Source organism: Rhizobium sp. TRM95796 (assembly GCF_025779995.1).
Taxonomy (GTDB): domain Bacteria; phylum Pseudomonadota; class Alphaproteobacteria; order Rhizobiales; family Rhizobiaceae; genus Rhizobium_E.
Genome location: NZ_JAOXHE010000015.1, coordinates 42,483 through 62,059 on the forward strand (window position 1 = coordinate 42,483; position 19,577 = coordinate 62,059).

The 19,577-nt window shown below is 61.0% G+C and carries 22 protein-coding genes, 1 tRNA gene and 2 pseudogenes; 19 read left to right on the forward strand and 6 right to left on the reverse strand.

Features of this window, described 5'->3' with window-relative positions:
- Window positions 1-72 precede the first annotated feature (72 nt).
- A complete protein-coding gene (locus OCK01_RS24195; protein WP_263826167.1) occupies window positions 73-276 on the forward strand; it encodes a heavy-metal-associated domain-containing protein in 204 nt (67 codons plus the stop codon).
- A gap of 33 nt (window positions 277-309) precedes the next feature.
- Here OCK01_RS24195 and OCK01_RS24200 read toward each other — a convergent pair whose 3' ends face one another.
- Complete coding sequence (locus OCK01_RS24200; RefSeq protein WP_263826168.1) at window positions 310-837, reverse strand: hypothetical protein; 528 nt, start codon at window positions 835-837, stop codon at window positions 310-312.
- Between the two features lie 61 nt (window positions 838-898).
- Here OCK01_RS24200 and OCK01_RS24205 point away from each other — a divergent pair, with 61 nt between their 5' ends.
- From OCK01_RS24205 to OCK01_RS24230, 6 genes are all read left to right on the forward strand, one after another.
- Complete coding sequence (locus OCK01_RS24205; RefSeq protein ID WP_263826169.1) at window positions 899-1,318, forward strand: Crp/Fnr family transcriptional regulator; 420 nt, start codon at window positions 899-901, stop codon at window positions 1,316-1,318.
- Between the two features lie 206 nt (window positions 1,319-1,524).
- Window positions 1,525-3,999 carry a heavy metal translocating P-type ATPase gene (locus OCK01_RS24210; protein WP_263826170.1) on the forward strand — a complete coding sequence of 825 codons (2,475 nt, stop codon included), beginning with the start codon at window positions 1,525-1,527 and terminating at the stop codon, window positions 3,997-3,999.
- A 56-nt stretch (window positions 4,000-4,055) separates the two neighbouring features.
- Window positions 4,056-4,505, forward strand: a complete 450-nt coding sequence (gene cueR / locus OCK01_RS24215; RefSeq protein WP_263826171.1) for a Cu(I)-responsive transcriptional regulator — start codon at window positions 4,056-4,058, stop codon at window positions 4,503-4,505.
- Between the two features lie 51 nt (window positions 4,506-4,556).
- Window positions 4,557-4,632: transfer RNA gene (locus OCK01_RS24220), tRNA-Thr, on the forward strand.
- Window positions 4,633-4,684: 52 nt separating this feature from the next.
- Window positions 4,685-5,941, forward strand: coding sequence for an adenylate/guanylate cyclase domain-containing protein (locus tag OCK01_RS24225; RefSeq protein WP_263826172.1), 1,257 nt, complete (start codon window positions 4,685-4,687; stop codon window positions 5,939-5,941).
- Between the two features lie 112 nt (window positions 5,942-6,053).
- Window positions 6,054-6,548 carry a cytochrome b gene (locus tag OCK01_RS24230; protein ID WP_263826173.1) on the forward strand — a complete coding sequence of 165 codons (495 nt, stop codon included), beginning with the start codon at window positions 6,054-6,056 and terminating at the stop codon, window positions 6,546-6,548.
- 42 nt (window positions 6,549-6,590) lie between these two features.
- On the opposite strand, the gene OCK01_RS24235 is transcribed toward OCK01_RS24230, so the two are convergent.
- Window positions 6,591-7,040 carry a DUF305 domain-containing protein gene (locus tag OCK01_RS24235; protein WP_263826174.1) on the reverse strand — a complete coding sequence of 150 codons (450 nt, stop codon included), beginning with the start codon at window positions 7,038-7,040 and terminating at the stop codon, window positions 6,591-6,593.
- 242 nt (window positions 7,041-7,282) lie between these two features.
- Between OCK01_RS24235 and OCK01_RS24240 the strand changes: the two genes are divergently transcribed.
- The 9 genes and pseudogenes from OCK01_RS24240 (at window position 7,283) to OCK01_RS24280 (ending at window position 15,244) form a co-directional block, all read left to right on the forward strand.
- The gene (locus tag OCK01_RS24240; RefSeq protein WP_263826175.1) at window positions 7,283-7,699 is read left to right on the forward strand and encodes a hypothetical protein; all 417 of its coding nucleotides are present in this window, start codon (window positions 7,283-7,285) and stop codon (window positions 7,697-7,699) included.
- 68 nt (window positions 7,700-7,767) lie between these two features.
- The gene (locus OCK01_RS24245; RefSeq protein WP_263826176.1) at window positions 7,768-7,995 is read left to right on the forward strand and encodes a hypothetical protein; all 228 of its coding nucleotides are present in this window, start codon (window positions 7,768-7,770) and stop codon (window positions 7,993-7,995) included.
- Window positions 7,992-9,446: a TolC family protein gene (locus tag OCK01_RS24250; RefSeq protein ID WP_263826177.1), complete on the forward strand. Its 1,455-nt coding sequence runs from the start codon at window positions 7,992-7,994 to the stop codon at window positions 9,444-9,446. The genes OCK01_RS24245 and OCK01_RS24250 overlap by 4 nt, the downstream gene beginning before the upstream one ends.
- A 12-nt stretch (window positions 9,447-9,458) precedes the next feature.
- Complete coding sequence (locus OCK01_RS24255) at window positions 9,459-10,832, forward strand: multicopper oxidase family protein (RefSeq protein ID WP_263826178.1); 1,374 nt, start codon at window positions 9,459-9,461, stop codon at window positions 10,830-10,832.
- An 11-nt stretch (window positions 10,833-10,843) separates the two neighbouring features.
- Entirely contained in the window at window positions 10,844-11,323 is a 480-nt protein-coding gene (locus OCK01_RS24260) for a plastocyanin/azurin family copper-binding protein (RefSeq protein WP_263826179.1), read from the forward strand.
- 22 nt (window positions 11,324-11,345) lie between these two features.
- Window positions 11,346-11,621, forward strand: a complete 276-nt coding sequence (locus OCK01_RS24265) for a copper-binding protein (protein WP_263826180.1) — start codon at window positions 11,346-11,348, stop codon at window positions 11,619-11,621.
- A gap of 64 nt (window positions 11,622-11,685) precedes the next feature.
- On the forward strand, window positions 11,686-12,150 hold the full coding sequence (locus OCK01_RS24270; protein ID WP_412179065.1) for a DUF411 domain-containing protein: 465 nt from the start codon (window positions 11,686-11,688) through the stop codon (window positions 12,148-12,150).
- Window positions 12,151-12,318: 168 nt separating this feature from the next.
- Window positions 12,319-13,133: pseudogene (locus OCK01_RS24275) on the forward strand (IS66 family transposase); the annotation flags it as partial.
- A gap of 203 nt (window positions 13,134-13,336) precedes the next feature.
- Window positions 13,337-15,244 (forward strand): diguanylate cyclase, encoded by a 1,908-nt coding sequence (locus OCK01_RS24280; protein ID WP_263826181.1) that lies wholly within the window; start codon window positions 13,337-13,339, stop codon window positions 15,242-15,244.
- Between the two features lie 68 nt (window positions 15,245-15,312).
- On the opposite strand, the gene OCK01_RS24285 is transcribed toward OCK01_RS24280, so the two are convergent.
- From OCK01_RS24285 to OCK01_RS24295, 3 genes and pseudogenes are all read right to left on the reverse strand, one after another.
- Window positions 15,313-15,750, reverse strand: coding sequence for a helix-turn-helix domain-containing protein (locus OCK01_RS24285; RefSeq protein WP_263826182.1), 438 nt, complete (start codon window positions 15,748-15,750; stop codon window positions 15,313-15,315).
- Window positions 15,738-15,998 carry a hypothetical protein gene (locus OCK01_RS24290; RefSeq protein WP_263826183.1) on the reverse strand — a complete coding sequence of 87 codons (261 nt, stop codon included), beginning with the start codon at window positions 15,996-15,998 and terminating at the stop codon, window positions 15,738-15,740. The genes OCK01_RS24285 and OCK01_RS24290 overlap by 13 nt, the downstream gene beginning before the upstream one ends.
- 65 nt (window positions 15,999-16,063) lie before the next feature.
- Window positions 16,064-17,255 (reverse strand): annotated as a pseudogene (locus OCK01_RS24295) (IS3 family transposase).
- Here OCK01_RS24295 and OCK01_RS24300 point away from each other — a divergent pair.
- Window positions 17,245-17,487, forward strand: coding sequence for a hypothetical protein (locus OCK01_RS24300; protein ID WP_263826184.1), 243 nt, complete (start codon window positions 17,245-17,247; stop codon window positions 17,485-17,487). The pseudogene OCK01_RS24295 and the gene OCK01_RS24300 overlap by 11 nt on opposite strands.
- An 85-nt stretch (window positions 17,488-17,572) precedes the next feature.
- Here the strand turns inward: OCK01_RS24300 and OCK01_RS24305 are convergent, their stop codons facing one another.
- Window positions 17,573-18,730 carry an RHE_PE00001 family protein gene (locus OCK01_RS24305; protein WP_263826210.1) on the reverse strand — a complete coding sequence of 386 codons (1,158 nt, stop codon included), beginning with the start codon at window positions 18,728-18,730 and terminating at the stop codon, window positions 17,573-17,575.
- A gap of 180 nt (window positions 18,731-18,910) precedes the next feature.
- On the opposite strand from OCK01_RS24305, the gene OCK01_RS24310 reads away from it, so the two are divergent.
- Together OCK01_RS24310 and OCK01_RS24315 are read left to right on the forward strand one after the other, a co-directional pair.
- Window positions 18,911-19,150, forward strand: a complete 240-nt coding sequence (locus tag OCK01_RS24310) for a type II toxin-antitoxin system Phd/YefM family antitoxin (RefSeq protein ID WP_263826185.1) — start codon at window positions 18,911-18,913, stop codon at window positions 19,148-19,150.
- The gene (locus tag OCK01_RS24315) at window positions 19,150-19,569 is read left to right on the forward strand and encodes a type II toxin-antitoxin system VapC family toxin (protein WP_263826186.1); all 420 of its coding nucleotides are present in this window, start codon (window positions 19,150-19,152) and stop codon (window positions 19,567-19,569) included. The genes OCK01_RS24310 and OCK01_RS24315 overlap by 1 nt, the downstream gene beginning before the upstream one ends.
- Window positions 19,570-19,577: the final 8 nt, after the last annotated feature.

Here is a 19,577-nt window from a genome sequence, read left to right on the forward strand (position 1 = left end):
GGACCGCCGCTTGACCTAGCCAGCGTTGGAAACCCCATATCATCACATGTCACAAGGACAGGAGATTTGACCATGTACGAATTCGACATCCCCGACATGAGCTGCGGCCACTGCGTCGGCACCGTCACACAGGTGATCAAGTCGGTTGATCCGACGGCCGTCGCCGATGTCGACCTGAGCAAGCGCAAGGCGACCGTGGAGACCAAGGCCGATCCCGACATGATCGGCGCGGCCCTCGACGAAGCGGGATATCCGGCGACCTACAAGGCCGCCTGATTTGGGATTGCGGGCGGGCTGGCAGCGGTCCGCTCACCTGTATCCACGAAGCGTCGCATAGCGCTCGATCCGGTGGGCCAATTGCGCGCGCGTCATCTCGATATGCGATGTCAGGTGCACGGTCCTGAGCTTTGACCTCAGTGCTTCGATCTCCGAAATCCTGGTCACGAGTTCCGGCTCCGTGATGTCGCCTGCCCGAAACCTCTTCTCCAGCTCAGCCTCTTTTGCCACGAAGCGTCCACCGATCGCCTTTGCCTCGCGGCGCATGGCATCGTGTATCCTTCGCGCTTGTTCGACCTGCTCCGCCGACAGGCCCAGTTCGGACGCCATGTCGAGAACATGCGACGGTCCCGGCATGCCGTTCAACTCGGCGGCTTTCGCAAGGCCCCATCCACCACCACGCAACAGTTCGTCAACATCCGCTTGCGACAGCGCCTTGATCTCGCGCGTTTCCTCCCCGGCATATGGCGAGGCGTGGACATGCCGATGATGGGTTTCAGCGGCGAGCGCGGGATTGGTCGCGAAGAGGCTAGCCATCACCAGGACTTTGCGTTTCGGCATCAAGGTCTCCGTTTCCGCGGCATCCTGAATGTCGCATCACCCGCGTGACATAATAGCTGTCATGTCAGCCAAACTGTTCACCAGCCTTCGAGGCGTGGAACGTGTCTTCGCACCGGGTGCCGCCGTCTTCCACCGCGGCGACGTGGTCGAGCGGCTCCACATCATCAGGAGCGGGACCATCAGGCTCCTGCGCCACCGGCTGGATGGACATCCGGTCGTCCTCCAGCGGGCTTGCCGCGGCGACATCTTGGCCGAGGCATCCGTCTTCTCCGAGTACCACTGCGATGCCGTCGCCTTGACAGAGTCCGTGACGGAGGCCTTCGCCGTCGCCGACATCCGCCGCCTTCTGGAAGCCGACATCGGCTTCTGCCGTGCCTGGGCGGCAAGCATGTCGCACCAGCTCCAGGCGGCGAGGCGAAGGGCCGAACTCATGTCGCTGCGGACGGTCCGAACGGCTCGACTTCTGGCTCGTCTGGAATGAAGGCGGCATGCCGAAGAAGGGATCGTGGAAGAACGTTGCCGAGGAGATAGGCGTGTCGTCGGAGGCGCTGTATCGGGAGTTCTCGGTCCGCGTGAAGCGGTCTTCGAGCAATCGACGGAACGGCTGAATAAACTTCGGAATCTCACTTGACCTTACCAAGCTTGGAAGGCTTATCTATCTGTGCAGTTACTGAAAGGGACCATCCCATGACTGCGCTCAAGAAGACTGAACAAGACACATTCGACACCTCCTGGACCGAGTTCGGCATCGAGGGCATGACCTGCGCCTCCTGCGTGCGCAGTGTCGAGAAGGCGATCGCCGCAGTGCCAGGCGTGCAGGCCGCCAATGTCAACCTCGCAACGGAACGGGCCACCGTTTCTTTGAGTGATCCGTCCGTGGCGGATGCCGTGATCCAGGCGATCTCCAAGGCCGGATACGAGCCGCGGATCGAGATGCGAGAACTGCAGATCGAGGGCATGACGTGCGCGTCTTGCGTCCGTCGAGTTGAGAAGGCTCTGGCCGCCGTGCCGGGCGTGCTGGAGGCGAACGTCAATCTCGCGACCGAGAAGGGCACCATTCGTTTCACAGGCGGTGATGTCTCCGCGCTCGAGGGCGCGGTCCGCAAGGCCGGATATGAGGTCATCCATCCGCGCGAGGCGACGGCGGGTCATGAGCCGGACCGTAAGGAACAGGAGTTGAAGGCGCTTGGCCGGTCACTCGCCTTCGCCGCCCTGTTCACGTTGCCGCTCTTCGTCCTCGAGATGGGCTCGCATCTTATTCCGGCCATCCATGTCTGGGTCATGGAGACCATCGGCATGGAGGAGAACCGGTACCTCCAGTTCGCGCTCGCCTCGCTCGTGCTGTTCGGGCCGGGCCTGCGCTTCTTCCAGAAGGGCGTGCCTAACCTCCTTCGCTGGACGCCGGACATGAACTCGCTGGTGGTTTTGGGCACCTCGGCGGCGTGGGGCTATTCCGTCATCGCGACCTTCCTGCCCGAGCTGCTGCCTGAGGGAACCGAGAACGTCTATTACGAGGCGGCCGCCGTCATCGTGACGCTGATCCTGCTCGGCCGCTTCCTCGAGGCGCGCGCCAAGGGCAAGACCAGCCAGGCGATCAGGCACCTGATCGGCCTTCAGCCCAAGACGGCGCATGTGGAACGCGATGGCGCGTTCGTCGAGGTCCCGGTCGACGATGTACGGCGGAACGATGTCGTCCGCATTCACCCCGGCGAGAAGGTCCCGGTCGACGGGACCGTGCTTGACGGCGACTCCTATGTCGACGAGTCCATGATCACGGGCGAACCCGTTCCGGTGAAGAAGTCGGTCGGCTCGGAAGTGGTCGGCGGTACGATCAACAAGACCGGTTCCTTCACCTTCCGGGCGACCAAGATCGGCGGCGACACGCTGCTCGCCCAGATCATCCGCATGGTCGAGGCGGCCCAGGGCTCGAAGCTTCCGATCCAGGCGCTGGTCGATCGCATGACCGGCTGGTTCGTGCCCGCCGTCATCGCGGCTGCGGCGATCACCTTCGCCGCATGGCTGGCTCTCGGACCGGATCATGCGCTGACCTACGCGCTCGTCAATGCCGTCGCGGTCCTGATCATCGCCTGCCCCTGCGCGATGGGCCTCGCCACACCGACCTCGATGATGGTCGGCACCGGCCGGGCCGCCGAGTTCGGCATCCTGTTCCGCAAGGGCGAGGCGCTGCAAAACCTACGCGACGTCAACGTCGTTGCGATCGACAAGACGGGGACACTTACCAAGGGCAGACCCGAGCTGACCGACTTCGACGTTGCCAAGGGATTCGAAAAGACCGAGGTCTTGCGTTTGGTAGCGAGCGTCGAAGCCCATTCGGAACATCCGATCGCCGAAGCCATCGTCACCGGGGCCAAGGAGCAGGGTGTCGCTACCTCGACTGTCACCAGGTTCGAAGCCAGGCCCGGCTTCGGGGTGAGCGGAACGGCCGAAGGTCGCAAGGTCCTCGTCGGTGCCGACCGGGCGATGACGGCGTCGGGCATCGACGTCTCGGGTCTCGCCGCCCGTGCGGAGGAACTGGGAAAGCTCGGCCGCTCGCCGCTCTACGCCGCGGTTGACGGGAAGCTCGCTGCCGTGATCGCAGTCGCCGATCCCATCAAGGAAACCACGCCGGATGCGATCGCCGCACTCCATGCGCTCGGGCTGAAGGTGGCCATGATCACGGGCGACAATGCCCACACTGCCCATGCCGTCGCGCGGCAGCTTGGGATCGACGAGGTCGTCGCGGAAGTCCTGCCTGACGGCAAGGTCGACGCCATCAAGCGTCTTCGCGAGGGCGCTCGCAAGGTGGCCTTCATCGGCGACGGGATCAACGACGCGCCGGCGCTGACCGAAGCCGATGTCGGCCTCGCGGTCGGTACCGGAACCGACATCGCCATCGAAAGCGCCGACGTCGTTCTGACGTCCGGAGAACTGACCGGGGTGCCGCGCGCCATTGCGCTCAGCCAGGCCACCATCCGCAACATCAAGCAGAACCTTTTCTGGGCCTTCGCCTACAACGTGGTCCTGATCCCGGTGGCCGCAGGCGTCCTTTATCCGGTCAACGGCACCTTGCTGTCCCCGGTTCTAGCCGCCGCCGCCATGGGCATGTCGAGCGTCTTCGTGCTTGCGAACGCGCTCAGGCTGCGGACCTTCAAGGCCGCCTGACCAGAACTCGGCTCGCACTGCAATCGAGCGGGCCACTACCATCCAGGGAGACGACGATGAACATCGGAGACGCAAGCAAGGCCAGCGGGGTCTCATCCAAGATGATCCGCTATTACGAGCAGATTGGGCTCATCAAACCCGCGCACCGTACCGATTCGAGCTACCGCACTTACACGGACACCGACATCCACACCCTGCGCTTCGTCCGCCGGGCACGAGACCTCGGGTTTTCGGTGGAGCAGATGAAGACCTTGCTCGCTCTGTGGCGCGACCGCTCCCGCGCCAGCGCCGACGTCAAGGCGATCGCCATGGAGCAGGTCGCCGAACTGGAACGGAAGGCTGCGGCGATCGCGGAGATGACGAAGACACTCAAGCACCTCGTGAACAACTGCCACGGTGATCATCGACCGGACTGCCCCATCATTGAAGGATTCGCTGAAGGCAAGGGTACAATCGACGCCGCGCCTGCCAAGGAAGGGCGCAAGTTCGGGGTCGCGACCGTCTGAAAGTAGCGCGATCCGTTTGTGCGAAGGAACATGGAGCGATACAAGGGACACGGCCCTAGTAGCTCAACGCCAGAGCAACTGCTCGGTACGCAGCCGATCCAGGTTCAAGTCCTCGGCAGGGCCTCCATCCCCAAGCACCCAGACGGCATTCATGGGCACCAAACCGGGCGTGGATAGTCATGTCCAATCATTCGGCGCACCACGCCGCGCATGCGCGGGCCATACCAGGCGGCGGGTTCAGCATACGGTTGCTCGGCGGCGAGCTCTTGCGTTTGGCCGCCGCCGCGGTTCTGGTCGGTAACTTCGTGATCGGCACGTATCAGAGAAGCCCTGTCCACACCGCGCTCATCGTCGGCTATCTGGTCGCGACGCTGATTTCTTTTCTCGTCGCCACCCGGCGTCCGGACGCCGCATGGCGGCAGCCGCTGTTCGTTCTCGCAGATTCGGTCGCCGTTCTGCTCATGCTTTTCATGCACGCCGCGCAGGGGCCGCTGGACCACGGCCACGCGCTGACGCCGCCGGGCTTGGTCGTCGTCTTCATCCTGCTAATAAACCCCGCGCTCACGTCTGACGCGAAACTCGTCGGTTGCTTTTCGTCGGTGGTCCTTCTCGGCTGGATCGCCATTATCGCGACGGCAGTCGCTAACACTGGACTTGGCGTGTTCGAAGCCTTGCTCGACCTAGAGGTCCAACGTGAACTGGGACTGGCGCTAAGCTTCGGCGTCACCGCGCTTGCCGTCTATATCATCGTCCGCGAACACGAGGACACAGCAACGGCCGCCGAGACCGCCCGGCGGCGCGGGAGCAATCTCGCACGGTTCTTCTCACCCACCGTCGTCGACCAGCTTGCTAGCGACGGCGACCTCCAGCTCGAGCGCCGGCAGGTCGCCGTCATGTTCGTCGATCTGAGAGGCTTTACAAGTTTCGCGGAGTCAGCTCTTCCCGAACACCTGCGCCACATGCTTTCCGAGTTTCGGGACATCGTATCGGCGGCGGTCGTCCGGCATGGCGGCGCTGTCGACAAATTCCTCGGCGATGGTGTGATGGCTGTGTTCGGACATCCGGCTCCCCGGGAGGACGATGCCGACCGGGCCATGGCCTGCGCGCTGGAACTCGTCGACGAACTTGAAGCTTGGCGGAAACGCGAGGGGACGGCGGGCCGCCCCGCGCTCCGGGCGGGGATCGGCTTGCACGGAGGGACCGCGATGGCAGGCATGTTGGAGCCGGGATGCCACAGCGAATACACGGTCCTTGGGGACGTTGTGAACGTGGCGCAACGTCTTCAAGTCGTGTCCAAATCAGTCGGTGCGAACCTTGTCGTGTTGGAAGAGGTGAAGTACGCAGCGCCGTCGGCTGGAAGTCTCGCCGTATGGATTGATGCCAAGGCAGTGGCGATACCCGGCCGCAGACTCCCGCTCGACATTGCTTACGTTTGACGAGGGGCGAATGCCCGATGTCGTCACAGTCCATCTGCCAGGTTCCTGCCAGACGGCAATTTGTTAATGGGCACCAGCTATCAACGTCTCAAGACAGCTCGCGGAGAAACTGATGCAACGAGCCTACAGCCTGATCCAGATCGCGCTGCACTGGATCATCGTCGCGATGATTCCCGTCCAGTATTTGACGGGTGGCAGCGTCGAACGCACCCACCACGCCGCGCACATGGGCATGGAGCCGGACCCCTGGGACATGCTCCAACATCTCGTACACAACTATTGCGGCATCGCCATCGGGTTTTTGATGGGGCTTCGCCTGCTCGTCCGGCTGCGCGGTGCGCCCGAGGAGACGCCGAAGTCTTTGGCGAGCCTTGCCGCCCGCGCACTGCATCTCGCTTTCTACGCCGCAATCATCGGGCAAGCCAGCCTCGGCTTCATTGCAAGCTACCTCACGTTCAGTGTCGCACCGCTTCACGTTGCAGGATCCTGGGTGATCCTTGGCATGGTGGCCCTGCATCTCGCGGCGGCCGCATGGCACACGTTAGTCCTCCGAGACGGCACGTTGGACTGCATGACACGTTTGCCGGGCAAGACGACCGCCGAGTAATGGTCGAGAGCCGTAGCCCGGCTACTCCCAAAAAAGATCAAATCACTTGGCGTTCGCTTCGACCCACTTCGACATCTCCCCGATTTCTTTGAGCTGAGCGTCTATGATCTTCTGTGCCATTGCCTTGGCCTCTTCATTCTTGCCGTACTTGAGGACCGTCTTAGACATCTCGATCGCTCCCATGTGGTGGGCGATCATGCCGCAGACGAAGGCAATGTCGGGGTCTTCAGCCATCATCGCCTGCATCATCGGCGGCATGGTCTTGCGCATGCCTTCCTTGTAGCTCTTGTTGAAGTCCTGAAGCTCCATGCCGTGCATGTGCTCCATTATCTGCCCCATCGGCATGTCCATCATCTGGCCCATGGGCATGTTCATTGCGGAAGCAGCGCTACTGCACTTTTCGGGCATGGCTGCCTCCTGAGCCTGGGCGTGGACAGATGCGAGTCCCAGGAATGCGACGGCTCCGGAAAGAATGGCTAGCTTCGTTCTCATGGTGATGTCTCCTTGATGGCCCCATATTGTGCCTCAGAAGCCGGACAGTAGCCCATGGGCCGCGAGCCGCCTTGTCCTGCATCAATTCTGGCTACATGTGGAGAGTTCCAAGCATTTCGATACAGAGTTAAAAAACTGCCTATGGAAAATTCCGCTTGACCTTGCCAGCGTTGGAAGCCTTACAGCTTTGTGAAGGTCGCCGTTCTCGCCTCACCTTGACGGCGCACCGCAAATCGTTCTGAATGGCCTCGGTGAAGGAATCCGACGACGTGATCGCAATCGCTGCCCATAGGCTGATGTTCTTCCTCCGTCTCGCGCTCGTTGCCGCGCTGGCAGGTTACATGCTGCCGACGGCCAGCTACGCGATGCACGGGGATGTCGCAGCCTCCTATTCGGCGCAAGACGTGCAGGCGGACGAACACGTCCATTCACATGACGGTGCCGGAGCAGTCCATGACCATGGCGACCAGACCGCCGACCATCACAAGAACACCTCCAATCAGGACTGCTGCTCCAGCTTCTGTCTGAGCATGGCGGTCGTCGCAGACGCGCCGGAGTTCTGCGCCGTCAGAGCGTCGGCGGCTCTCCACTACACGAACGACCTGATGGTGTTCGCTGAGCCGATCGGACTCAATCGGCCCCCTGCGTTCCGGACATGATTGACGGCCGCTCCGGCGGCTGACGCGGTCGCGCGCGACCAGTTCCAATCCATGCCCGGAATTCATCCATGAGACCCCTTTACACGGTGGCCGTCCTGCCAGCTCTTCTGGCCGGATGCGCGGCCACCACACCAGCCGAGATCACCGCCTACCGAGATCCGGCCGACCCATCGGCGGAAACGATATCGACCCGTTACCGCAGCCCCGTCGCCTATACGGCGCGGGTACCCGTCGACCCCGAGCCCTGGAAGAAGCTCAACGAGGACATCTCCTCTGATGAAGGAGACGCCTCATGAAAATCCTCCACTTGATCGGCGGTATGGCGGCTTTGCTTTTGCTCGCCGGCTGCACGACGGGAGCCGAGTTCACGGCCAAGGACGTCGGCTTCAGTAGCGTCGGCGACAAGACGACGGTGCTGGCGAAGGACACTGTCTGGGTCCAGAACCGCGCCCAGGCCGAGATGACCGAAGCGCGGGTCAAGACGCTTCTTGCCGTGTCCAAGACCCTCGATTCCGAGAGGGCCGTCCAGATCGCTCTCCTCAACAACAAGGGCCTGCAGGCGGCTTACGCCGATCTCGGCGACGCCGGGGCCGATGTCTGGCAGTCGACGATGTTCGTCAATCCGACGGTTTCGGCAGGGCTCACCGGGATCGGCACGCCCGGCCTTGAAGCCTACCGGGCGATCGAGGGGACGCTCGCCGTCAACCTCCTGGCGCTCGCCACGCGGGAGAAGACGATCAGGGTCGCCAAGGTCCGTTTCGAGCAGGCGCAGCTCAACGCCGCGCTCAAGACGCTCGAACTGGCCGCCAATACGCGGCGGGCATGGATCAACGCGGTCGCAGCACGCGAGATCGTCGTGCAACTGGGCCAGGCGCAGATCGCCGCAGACGCGGCCTCCGAACTTGCGCAGGAGCTTGGCAAGGCCGGCTCAATGACGAAGGCCTCCCAGGCGCGGGAGCACGCCTTCAACGCCGAACTGGCGGGCCAGGCCGCACAGGCGCGCTTGGCCGAGCGGTTGGCCAAGGAGGAACTGACGCGGCTTATGGGTCTCTGGGGGAACGATCTCGCCTACAAGCTTCCCAACCGACTTCCCTCGTTGCCGAAAAAGCTCATCACGACCGACGTCATCGAGGCGCAGGCGCTCGCCAACCGCGTCGATCTCCAGGTGGCAAAGTTGGAACTGGAGGCAAACGCCAAAGCCTACGGTCTGACGGAAGCGACCCGTTTTGTCACCGACCTCGAGATCGTCTCGGGTTTCGAGACCGAGCGAGAAAAGGAGGACGGCAAGATCAGGAAGGAGACGACCTATTCCAAGGAGTTGGAGTTCGTCATCCCGATCTTCGACAGCGGCAAGGCGCGGATGCGCAAGGCCGAGCTTGCCTACATGCGGGCCGCCAACCAGCTCGCGGAGAAGGCGGTCAACGTTCGGTCGGAGTCGCGTTCGGCTTATCAAGCCTATCGGTCAAGCCATGACATCGCCCGGCTTTACCGCAACAGTCTCGTGCCGCTGAGGACGACGATCGAGCAGCAGTCACTGCTCACCTACAACGGCATGATCACCAACACATTCGAGCTGCTGGCCGACACCCGCGACAAGGTCAACGCGCAGCAGCTCTCCATCAACGCCAAGCGCGACTTCTGGCTGGCGGCGGCAAACCTCACGGCGGCGGTCTATGGCGGCGGCGCAGGTTCGACCCCAACAGAGGCCGCATCCGCCGCGCCGTCCAACGCCCCCGGCGGACACTAGGAAGGATCTGAGATGTTCTCAAGAAGACAAATCCTCGGCGCGGGCGCGGCACTGTTTTCCAGTTCCGCCTGGGCTTCCACGACCAATATGGGATTGCCGGAGGCCGCCCTCATGGACAAGGCCTCCACGCAGGGGCCGCTCCATCCGCCTTCGGGGCCGGATTACCAGCCCGTAGTCACGCTCAACGGCTGGACTCTGCCGTTCCGGATGAACAACGGCGTCAAGGAGTTCCACCTCGTCGCCGAGCCCGTCCAGCGCGAGATGGCGGAGGGCATGACCGCCAATCTCTGGGGCTATAATGGCCAGTCGCCAGGCCCGACGATCGAGGCCGTGGAGGGCGACCGCGTCCGCATCTTCGTGACCAACAAACTGCCGGAACACACCACGGTCCACTGGCACGGGATGATTCTGCCCTCCGGCATGGATGGCGTCGGCGGCCTTAGCCAGCCCCATATCCCCGTCGGCAAGACCTTCGTCTACGAGTTCGATCTCGTGAAGTCGGGGACCTTCATGTACCACCCCCATGCCGACGAAATGGTGCAGATGGCGATGGGCATGATGGGCTTCTTCGTCATCCATCCCAAGGACCCGAAGTTCATGCCCGTGGATCGGGACTTCGTTTTCCTGCTCGCGGGCTACGATATCGATCCCGGCACCTGGGTGCCGAAGGTCATGACGATGACGGACTTCAACATCTGGACCTGGAACAGCCGGGTGTTTCCGGGCATCGATCCGCTCGTGGTGTCGAAGAACGACCGCGTGCGCGTGCGCGTCGGCAATCTCACCATGACCAACCACCCCATCCACATGCACGGCTACGACTTCGAGGTCACCTGCACGGACGGCGGCTGGGTGCGTCCGGAGGCACGATGGCCGGAGGTGTCGATCGACATCCCTGTTGGAGCGATGCGGGCCTACGAGTTCGACGCGAAGTATCCCGGCGATTGGGCGATTCACTGCCACAAGTCGCACCACACCATGAACGCCATGGGCCACGACGTGCCGACCTTCATTGGCGTGGACAAGTCCAAAGTCGCCGAAAAGATCAAGAAGCTCCAGCCAGAATATATGCCCATGGGCACCAAGGGCATGGCCGACATGGGCGAAATGGAGATGGAGCTTCCGGACAATACCGTGCCGATGATGACGGGCTGGGGCCCACATGGCCCCATCGAGATGGGCGGCATGTTCTCGGTGGTGAAAGTCCGCGAGGGCATTTCGGCTGACGATTACAGCGATCCCGGCTGGTACGAGAACCCGCCCGGCACCCAGGCCTGGGAGTGGACGGGATCACTCCCTGACCATGCCAAAGCCGACAACGCCCAGACAAAGGTGACGCCGAAGGACGGTGCCACCACGAATTCATCCCACAAAGACCCTCATTGAAAGGACAATCCATGAAAACGCAGATCATCGCATTGGCACTCACGGCATTCGCATCAGCCGCATTGGCATCCGGTACCCATGAAGGCGGGCACCACGACGAACTGGTTGTCGGTGAGCCGGGTGAAAAGGCCAAGGTCACCCAGACCATCAGGATCACCATGAAGGAGACGGACGATGGCAAGATGCTCTTCGAGCCTGCCGCCATCAATGTGCGCAAGGGCCAGACAGTGCGGCTGTCGATCCGCAATGTCGGCGAACTAGATCACGAATTCGTGCTCGATGGGCACAAGGAAGTCATCGAACACAAGGCGTTGATGGAGAAGTTCCCGGATATGGAACACGACGATCCAAATGCAATCCGTCTTGCGCCTGGCAAGTCGGGCGAGATCATCTGGCAGTTCTCCAAGGACGGAGAATTCAAGTTCGCCTGCCTCGTGCCCGGTCATTACGACGCTGGCATGCATGGCGACGTCACCGTCGCGAAGAAGTGACATCTAACGGAGGAATACGAGTATGAAGAAGCTCATCGCTATTACCATCTCCATCGCGCTTTTCGCGACCTCAGCCTTCGCCGCCGAGTTGACCAAAGGCAAGGTTAAAAAACTCGACGAGAAGGCAGGGAAGGTCACTATCATCCACGAGGAACTCAAGAGCCTCGACATGCCCGCCATGACCATGGTGTTCCGCATCGGCGAGGGTGTCGATGCCGCCAAGTTGAAGGCAGGCGCGGATATCGAGTTCTCTGCCGACCGGGTGAACGGCAAGATCACCGTGACCGAAGTTAAATGAACTCAGGGCGGCATGGTCCTCAAGACCCTGCCGCCCTGACTCTCGATCAGGGAAGGAAACGACCATGAAAACCGACCGCAGACAGTTTCTGGCAGGAAGCGTCTCAGCGCTCCTTATGGCCGTCCTCGCCAAACCCGCCTTAGCCTCCGCTACCGTCATGACAGTCCACAAGGACCCGAACTGCGGGTGCTGCCATCTGTGGGCGGAGGCGATGCAGAACGCCGGATTCGACGTCCGGCTCACCGATCTTGGGGACCTCACATCGATCAAAACCCGGCTCGGTGTTCCGGGCGAGCTCGAAGGCTGCCATACCGCCGAGGTCGAAGGCTACTTCCTCGAAGGTCATGTCCCGTTGTCCTCGGTCCGGCGTCTGCTCGACGAGCGGCCCGCCATCAAGGGCCTCGCCGTTCCGGGCATGCCTTCGGGTTCCCTCGGTATGGGCGACGATCCCGCCGCGAGCTACGACGTCCTTGCGGTTCCCGTGTCCGGCAAGCCCTATCTGTTCGAAGCCGTGCGGCCAAAGGCCTGACGCGGAGAAGGAGGCTACAATGGACGACCATCCAAATCATGGGCCAGCCGGGCACGGCGATCAAGCTGGCAAACAATACCGCATCCGATGCGACAGTACCAGATCGCCGGCTGACGGCTCCCGACGTCTTCTGTTGACGCGCCGGCGCGGCTCAGATTCAAGGATCTGATGATCCGACCCGGCGAACCCAGCATTGCGGAACTGATGGCGCAATTGGCGGCCAATGCTGCCGAAATCGCCGCGCTGAAAGCCGAGAAGGAAGCGCTCAGCGCCCGCGTGGTCAAGCTCGAGGAAGAGTTGACGCTGGCGCGGCTCCATCGTTTTGCGCCCAAGAGCGAAAAGCACATCGATCGCCTCTTCAATGAAGCCGAACAGGTTGTCGATGAAGACGACGGCGACCGTGAGGATGGCAAGGTGATCGACCTGCCGGACACCGGTTTGCCACCCGCCGAAAGCGGTCCGGGAAAGAAGCGCGGCCGCAAGCCATTGCCGGAACACCTGCCGCGCGAGCGCGTCGAGTATGATCTTGCCGACGACCAGAAGACCTGCCCTTGCTGCCGCCGCCAAATGCATCGCATGGGTGAGGCCGTTACCGAGCAGCTCCATATCGAGGTGAAGGCCAAGGTCCTGCAGAATGTGCGGTTCAAATATGCCTGCCGTCATTGCGACCGGACCGGCATCAACACGCCTGTTGTCATCGCGCCGATGCCCGCGCAGCCCTTGCCGGGCAGCATCGCCACGGCCTCGACGCTGGCCTTCGCGCTCGTCCGCAAATATGTCGACGGCACCCCGCTTTACCGCCTGGCCCAGGCGCCGGCGTTCCCATCAGCCGCGGCGCTCTGGGGCATTGGGTGATCGGCTCAAGCGAAAGGCATCTCTCCCGCATCTATGAAGCGCTGAAGCTGCGGCTCAGATCACAGCCGCTCATTCATGGCGACGAGACAACGGTCCAGGCGTTGAAGGAAAAGGATCGAGAGGTCACCGAATAGCCCACAGTTTTGTAGACGCCTTCTTTCCTAATTTCGAGGCAGGAAGAGCGCGCTTCGGTGAGACCAGCATCATCCCAATCCAACAGGTTGTTTCATTCTGCCTAACGGAAGGGCGACAAGCGTATTCATCAAGGTAACACATCTTTCGTAAGCCTTAGGTAATATGCACGGAGCTTTTCCTATTTCAGAGTTGTAGCGTGGGCCCTTTTCTGAATCATGTGCTGGCCAACTGCGCCATCATTCTCTTTGTGATCCTTGCCTGGACACACGCTCCCTTTTCGGCGCGAGCCAGTGGGTTCTCCCATCAAATCAAGACTGGAATAGTGTTCGGCCTCGGCGCACTCGCCGTCATGTTGCGTCCGCTCGAGATCGAGCCTGGCATCTATATCGACTTGAGAACCATTCCTCTTGCCATGGCGGGTTTGATCGGCGGTTGGCCCGGCGCTGCTGTTGCGGCTGCCATGACCGGCGCCTACCGACTTTGGCTCGGCGGCGCCGGCGCTTTGCCGGGTCTTGTCGTGATTAGCCTGACGGCGGCGATCGGCGCTTTGGGATCTGTTTATCTTGCCCGTCGCGTCGCCCATTACGCGGAGATCGGACTGTTTTCGGCTGTGATCGCTTTGGGCGATCTTTTCGTCATTCAGCTTCTACCCGAGAGCGGCAGTGCTCCGGAAATCCACGACGCGGCCCCGCTATGGATTGGCATCGTATTCGTCACAACATTCTCCGCTTGCCTAGCTGTCTTCGCCGAGCTTCGACGGCGGGTGACCGAGCAGCGGCTGCAGATGTATGAAGCTGTCATTCAATCGCTTCCAGAAAGCTTAAATGTCAAAGACCTAGCTGGACAGTTTGTTTTGGCAAACCCAGCGACTGCCACACTCATGAGAGCGTCCTCGGCAGAAGCGCTGATTGGTAAATCCGACTTTGACTTCTATCCTGCCTCGGTTGCTGAAACCCTTCGAGCAGATGAAACTGCTGTCATGGAAAAAGGCGTACCGCTCACGATCGAGCAAACTGTGTCGTGGGAAAACGATGAACCGCTGGTTCTTTCAACCTTGAAGTCTCCGCTCCGAGACAAGAGCGGTAATCTTATCGGCCTCGTGACCCACAATCGAGATCTCACCGAAAAGAAACAGCTCATGTTGGCTCTTGCGGACAGCGAGCGCCGTGTGAAGGCAGCCCTGAGCAATATGGCCGACGGCTTGATTATGTTCGACGCCGATTTGAATGTTGTCCTCTGCAATGAACAGTATCGGGGCATGTTTCCTCTGACCGCCGACTTGAGAGTGCCGGGCGCGCAGGCGCGGGTCATTCTTGAAGGTGCTCTAGCGCGTGGCGAATTTGCAGGCATACCCGCGGAGAGAGCGAGCGAATTCATTGACGGAGCGATGGCGAAATTGCGTAAGCCTGGAGTGGTGGAATTTCCGCTCTATGACGGTCGATGGGTTGAATCGCGAACAACACCAACTGAAGATGGCGGCTGTCTCGTTGTCTGCTCTGACATCACCCGCTCCAAGCGCGATGAGCAGGAACTGCGCGAGCTGAACGAAAAGCTTGAAGAGATGGCCATGACAGATGGCCTTACCAACCTTCTCAACCGCCGCGCCTTCGACGCCTCGCTTGCGGCGGAGATGGCTCGCACACAGAAGAACGGCAGTTGCCTTAGCTTGCTGCTGATCGACGTCGATCGGTTCAAGGCCTACAACGACACCTATGGCCACACGGCTGGCGATGAATGCCTCCGCCAGATCGCCAAGGCAGTACGCGCCACCGCACGCCGACGCGGAGACCGAGCCGCACGTTACGGAGGCGAGGAGATGGCTGTCATCCTGCCAAACACGTCCGCTCAGGATGCGTTGGTGATTGCGGACGAACTGCGACAGCGGGTTCGTAGCCTCGACCTGAGACACGAGGCAAGCGAGAAAAGTATCGTCACCATTAGCGTCGGCGTCGCGGCCTTTGACCCGGACGCTAGTCCGAAGACGCCGGATCAGTTTGTCAATCAGGCGGATGAAGCGCTGTACTCTGCAAAGGCTGCCGGACGTGATGCTGTTCGAGGCGAACAATGGTTAGCCCTACAGGCAAGAAAGGGTGAGGGCATCTGACCTTAGCGGTGCCGTCGTAGAGAGCGATGAACTGAGACTGGGGCATCGCTGACAGGCGATCTAAAACACTAGCCTAACGCCGGACCAATTTTTGAAACGCTGACCATACCGTTGGAGGCTGTTGAGAAGCTGACACCTCTACGCAGCAGTTCTTTCTCGATTTTGTCGAGCGCACTGTGGCGGATGGATGTGACATCATCTTCGATGCGACGAAATGTAGAGAAGGACACGCCTGCAGCTTCCGCCAACTCTCTTGCGGTCATACCCAAGAGCGCGCGAGCCGCCCGGACATGGATACCCTGTAACTCGACCGTCTGGTGAGAAGTCATATGTGGCGCGTCCCTGATCCAGGACATCCCATGCCACTCAATCAACGACCCGTCTGACGCAAAGACAGGGATCGCCTTGTGATCCACGTAACGGTAATACAAATGACCGTTATCCGAACTCACATAGATGAACCTGCCGTCGGGCGAGATGACGTGATTGTTGTTCAGATCGCACAACGTTCCTGTTTCGATCTTTTCCGGATAATCATGCCGACCGCAAGCCTCCACATCTCTCCACCGGCGTTGAACACCAAAGCCTCGCCGTCCGGTGTCCAGTTCGGCGCCTCGATCAGTGCATCGGTTGCGAAGACGACAGTCGATGCTCCGGTTGCCACATCTAGGACGTTCAGTTCTGATCGCTGGCCCGGCGCCAGTTGTCTACCATAGGCTTTTGGACTGAAAACAGGACTTTTTCCCTTGTGCATGCGATGCTCGGTCTCTCCATCTTCATCGGCAAGTGGAGTGCCCCCCGTTTCACCGGACATGTCGGCTAGGTTGATTTATCCTTGATGAACTGCCGAGGGGAAGCCATCTTGAGCGCGGAAGGGGGATGGATTTCATTATAGTCCTCGATCCATCCGTCGATGAGCCGGAGCGCTGTTTCTGCGTCCGGGATTTGAGCGATGCGGATATAGTCTCGCTTCAGAGTTTTCACGAAAGCTTCCGATATGCCGTTCGACTGCGGGCTGGCGACCGGCGTGGAGCAGGGTGTCAGATTGAGCGCCTAGGCGAACGATCTCGTGTCTCGCGCGGTGTAAGCGGAGCCATTGCCGGAGAGATGCTCGATCGACTGTGGAGCCCGCGTCGTTCCGAAGCGCTTCTCGACCGCCTCCAGCATCATGTCGCGCACGTCCGAGCCGGAGATGCTCGCATTGGCGAGCGCTGTCCAGGCGATGATCTCGCGGTCGAAGGCGTCGATGATGAACGCCATGCGGACGACGTCGCCGTTCCGCAGGCGAATTCCAGCCCATCCGAGCACCAGCGCAGGTTCGAGCGCATCACCATGACCTTGCCGTCATGAACGCGGCCCTTGCGCATGGCCGTGTGCTTGGCGAGCAGCGTGGCGTTGTTGCCCATGATGCGGTGAACCCGTTTGGCGTTGACGACAGGCTTATCGGCGGCTCGCCTTTCGCAATTGAGAAGCGCGGCGATCCGCCGATAGCCATAGGTCGGCCTTTGATCCACAAGCCTGCGGATATCAGGCAGAAGTTCCGCATCCTCAGCCTTTTGGTAGCGGCCACGCGGCTTCGACATGCCTTTCAACCGCTCGGCGAGGTTGGAGCGGGAAACGCCCAGCGTCTCGGCAACGGTCTTCATGGGGAACCGTCCAACGGCCACAAGATCGGCCGCGATATCCGTTTTTTTGAGTCCGCTTTGGAAAGGGCTTCGCGGAGGATTTCGACCTCCATCGTCTTGCGGCCAAGCATCCGCTCCAGCTCGCGGACGCGATCTTCCAGCTTTTTCACTTCCGAATTGCCGACAACCGGCTCATCTGAATCCACCGCCGCCGCGCCTCCCTCGCTCAACAGCCTGCGCCACCGATACAGCAGATTGGGCGCAACCCCATGGCGGCGAGCAGTGGACGACACCGTCTCGCCCGGCTCGAAACTCTGCTCGATGATGGTCAGCTTCTGCTCGGTTGTCCACCGTCGCCGGCGGACGTCGCCTGTCATGATTTCCATGCGTCTGAAGTCGCTGTGGCATGACTCTGCTGGCAGGAAAGGCATTGGGCGCACCGTTCGTGGGTCGGTGGCAGCCACCTTGGCTTTGTCAGAGGTGCTCCGGCTGCTCCATGGTGGTCCTCTGAAACAAATGATCGACATAAATCTCCTCAGCCTCGAGCACCGTGTTGCTTTACATCATCAGGGCGAGTTTGCGGGTTTCAATCCAGGTTTCGTCATGACTTCATCTTGATCACCGCATTTAACGGAAAACCGCACGTCAACCGGGCGCGAGGCCCCGGCGTCCGCCGTCAATCTCGCTTTTTGTTTAAATGTGCCTACAGGATCCCCCACGCCCGAAACCTCCCCCTCCCCGTCATCTCTCTCAAGCCCAGTTCCAAAACGATCCGCCGCGCCGCCTGCGGCGTCACATCCAGCGTCTTCGCCACCATCCCGGCCGACACCAGCGGTTTGGCCATCACCAGCTCCACCAGCTCCGGCAGTTTCGAAGAGGTGCGCCGCCCCTCCAGTTTTCGGTCAAGCATCGTCCGCGCCAACGTCAGCCGGCCATGCTCCTTGATGCCGATCTCGGCGGCCGCCAAAAGCCCGTGGGCGATGGCAAGCAAACGCGTTTCCCGGTCGCGGTGACGGCGTCGATCGACCGGAATGGTTTTCAGGCCGAGATTGATGGCGGCGAGATGAGCGCCGGTGGTGATGCCGGCCTCGCGCAGCATCGACGCCGCAAACAGGCGGCCGAGCCAGGGGGCGTGCTGAAGCACGGCCAGCTCGTTCCAGGCATCGAGGGCGACAATCGCCCAAAACACCGCCGGCAAATTTTCTGCCTGTCGCAACACGCCGCGCCATTCGTCGAGCCGGGCATCTTCGTCCCAGTCAAGATCATAGATCATCGGGTCCTTGTCATGACGGTTGACCGTCGCACGGCCGCCAGCGCGGCTGGGCCGTGTTGCATTGTCGATTGCGGCCGACGATCGCGCCAACGTCGCATCGATGGCGGCAAAGTCGACGCCGGGAAGAGTTTCGACGTCATCAACACCCTCCCCCTCCCCTTCCGCATCGACGATGACCGCGAGGCTCAGGACGTCGGCCGGCGCCGCAGCTTCGACGCCGCTCGCACCGGTGTCCGACGTTTGTCGTAAAATCCGGATACCGTCTGCGGAAAGGGCCCAATCCGGCAATTGCCCGGAAATCCGCCGGCGGGTACGAAGAACGTCACGGGCGATGGTGAGCTCGTGGGTTGGAGTGCGGGTATCACGAAAGGCGTCGTGGAGGACGAGGTCTTCGAGGTGCACCAATTCGCCGTCGATCCAGAGAGATGCACAGGCGTCGGCGAAATTTTGCCGCTCAAGGAAGCCGACGCCGACCAGCGAGCGCGCAATCCGCTCATCGAGACGGGTGAGCGCGACGCCGGCGTCAAAAGCGGGCCGAAGCAAGTTTGAGATGGGCAATTTCGCGAGATCGTAAGTCATTGAAATTATGGTAAATGATTTTCTAAAAGAACTCTATATTAATGTTGTCGTTCGCCACATGGTATGATTATGGGTTGGGGCTCTAACCATCGATAAGTAACCCTTATCGTATGCTATATGGTCAACCCATTGACCAATTTCTTTTCACCCTTTATCTTGAACGAAAACTAATTGCATGGAGCCATTGCCATGACTGTTACCGTCAAAGTCGCCGAAGCGAAAACGCATCTGTCAGACCTGCTGGCGCGGGTAGAGGCAGGCGAAGATTTTATCATAGCGCGCGGCAATGATCCGGTCGCCCGATTGGTGGCGATCGACGAGCGTCGGCAGCGTTTGGCCGCGATCGACGCAGTCCGCGCGCTGCGCCTCCAAGCGAGCCCGGTCAGCCGCGATGAGATTGAGGCCTGGAAGCAGGAGGGGCGCCGCTGATGACATTCATCGTCGATGCCTCGATCGCCGGCGCATGGTTGTTGCCGGACGAGACCAATCTGCTCGCTGAACAGGCAATGTCGCGTCTGGCGGACGAGGACGCCATAGCGCCCGATCTGCTGCGTCACGAAATTCGTAGCATCCTTCTCAATGCCGAGCGGCGCGGCAGGATTTCTGACGATTTCGTGCACGCGGCGCTGAGCCGCTTCCGCAGCCTGCCGCTGCAGTTTGCCGGTTCATCAGACGACACCGAAGTAGTGCGCCTGTCGCGGAAATATCGGCTGAGCGCGTATGATGCAGCCTATCTTGCTCTTGCTGTGCTTGAACGATTACCGCTCGCAACGCTTGACCGAAAACTCGCGGACGCCGCGGTCGCCGAAGGTCTACAGATTTTTGAAGCGGTGGCGCGCAATCAATGAACTCCCTT

Excerpts from the sequence above, each read along its gene's own strand:
- OCK01_RS24315 (WP_263826186.1), top strand. The coding sequence starts at position 19,150 with ATGACATTCATCGTCGATGCCTCGATCGCCGGCGCATGGTTGTTGCCG.
- OCK01_RS24235 (WP_263826174.1), bottom strand. The coding sequence starts at position 7,040 with ATGAGAACGAAGCTAGCCATTCTTTCCGGAGCCGTCGCATTCCTGGGA.
- OCK01_RS24250 (WP_263826177.1), top strand. The coding sequence starts at position 7,992 with ATGAAAATCCTCCACTTGATCGGCGGTATGGCGGCTTTGCTTTTGCTC.
- OCK01_RS24300 (WP_263826184.1), top strand. The coding sequence starts at position 17,245 with ATGATTTCCATGCGTCTGAAGTCGCTGTGGCATGACTCTGCTGGCAGG.
- OCK01_RS24265 (WP_263826180.1), top strand. The coding sequence starts at position 11,346 with ATGAAGAAGCTCATCGCTATTACCATCTCCATCGCGCTTTTCGCGACC.
- OCK01_RS24195 (WP_263826167.1), top strand. The coding sequence starts at position 73 with ATGTACGAATTCGACATCCCCGACATGAGCTGCGGCCACTGCGTCGGC.
- OCK01_RS24270 (WP_412179065.1), top strand. The coding sequence starts at position 11,686 with ATGAAAACCGACCGCAGACAGTTTCTGGCAGGAAGCGTCTCAGCGCTC.
- OCK01_RS24245 (WP_263826176.1), top strand. The coding sequence starts at position 7,768 with ATGAGACCCCTTTACACGGTGGCCGTCCTGCCAGCTCTTCTGGCCGGA.
- OCK01_RS24260 (WP_263826179.1), top strand. The coding sequence starts at position 10,844 with ATGAAAACGCAGATCATCGCATTGGCACTCACGGCATTCGCATCAGCC.
- OCK01_RS24200 (WP_263826168.1), bottom strand. The coding sequence starts at position 837 with ATGCCGAAACGCAAAGTCCTGGTGATGGCTAGCCTCTTCGCGACCAAT.
- cueR (WP_263826171.1), top strand. The coding sequence starts at position 4,056 with ATGAACATCGGAGACGCAAGCAAGGCCAGCGGGGTCTCATCCAAGATG.
- OCK01_RS24205 (WP_263826169.1), top strand. The coding sequence starts at position 899 with ATGTCAGCCAAACTGTTCACCAGCCTTCGAGGCGTGGAACGTGTCTTC.
- OCK01_RS24240 (WP_263826175.1), top strand. The coding sequence starts at position 7,283 with ATGGCCTCGGTGAAGGAATCCGACGACGTGATCGCAATCGCTGCCCAT.
- OCK01_RS24290 (WP_263826183.1), bottom strand. The coding sequence starts at position 15,998 with ATGCACAAGGGAAAAAGTCCTGTTTTCAGTCCAAAAGCCTATGGTAGA.
- OCK01_RS24225 (WP_263826172.1), top strand. The coding sequence starts at position 4,685 with ATGTCCAATCATTCGGCGCACCACGCCGCGCATGCGCGGGCCATACCA.
- OCK01_RS24230 (WP_263826173.1), top strand. The coding sequence starts at position 6,054 with ATGCAACGAGCCTACAGCCTGATCCAGATCGCGCTGCACTGGATCATC.
- OCK01_RS24255 (WP_263826178.1), top strand. The coding sequence starts at position 9,459 with ATGTTCTCAAGAAGACAAATCCTCGGCGCGGGCGCGGCACTGTTTTCC.
- OCK01_RS24310 (WP_263826185.1), top strand. The coding sequence starts at position 18,911 with ATGACTGTTACCGTCAAAGTCGCCGAAGCGAAAACGCATCTGTCAGAC.
- OCK01_RS24210 (WP_263826170.1), top strand. The coding sequence starts at position 1,525 with ATGACTGCGCTCAAGAAGACTGAACAAGACACATTCGACACCTCCTGG.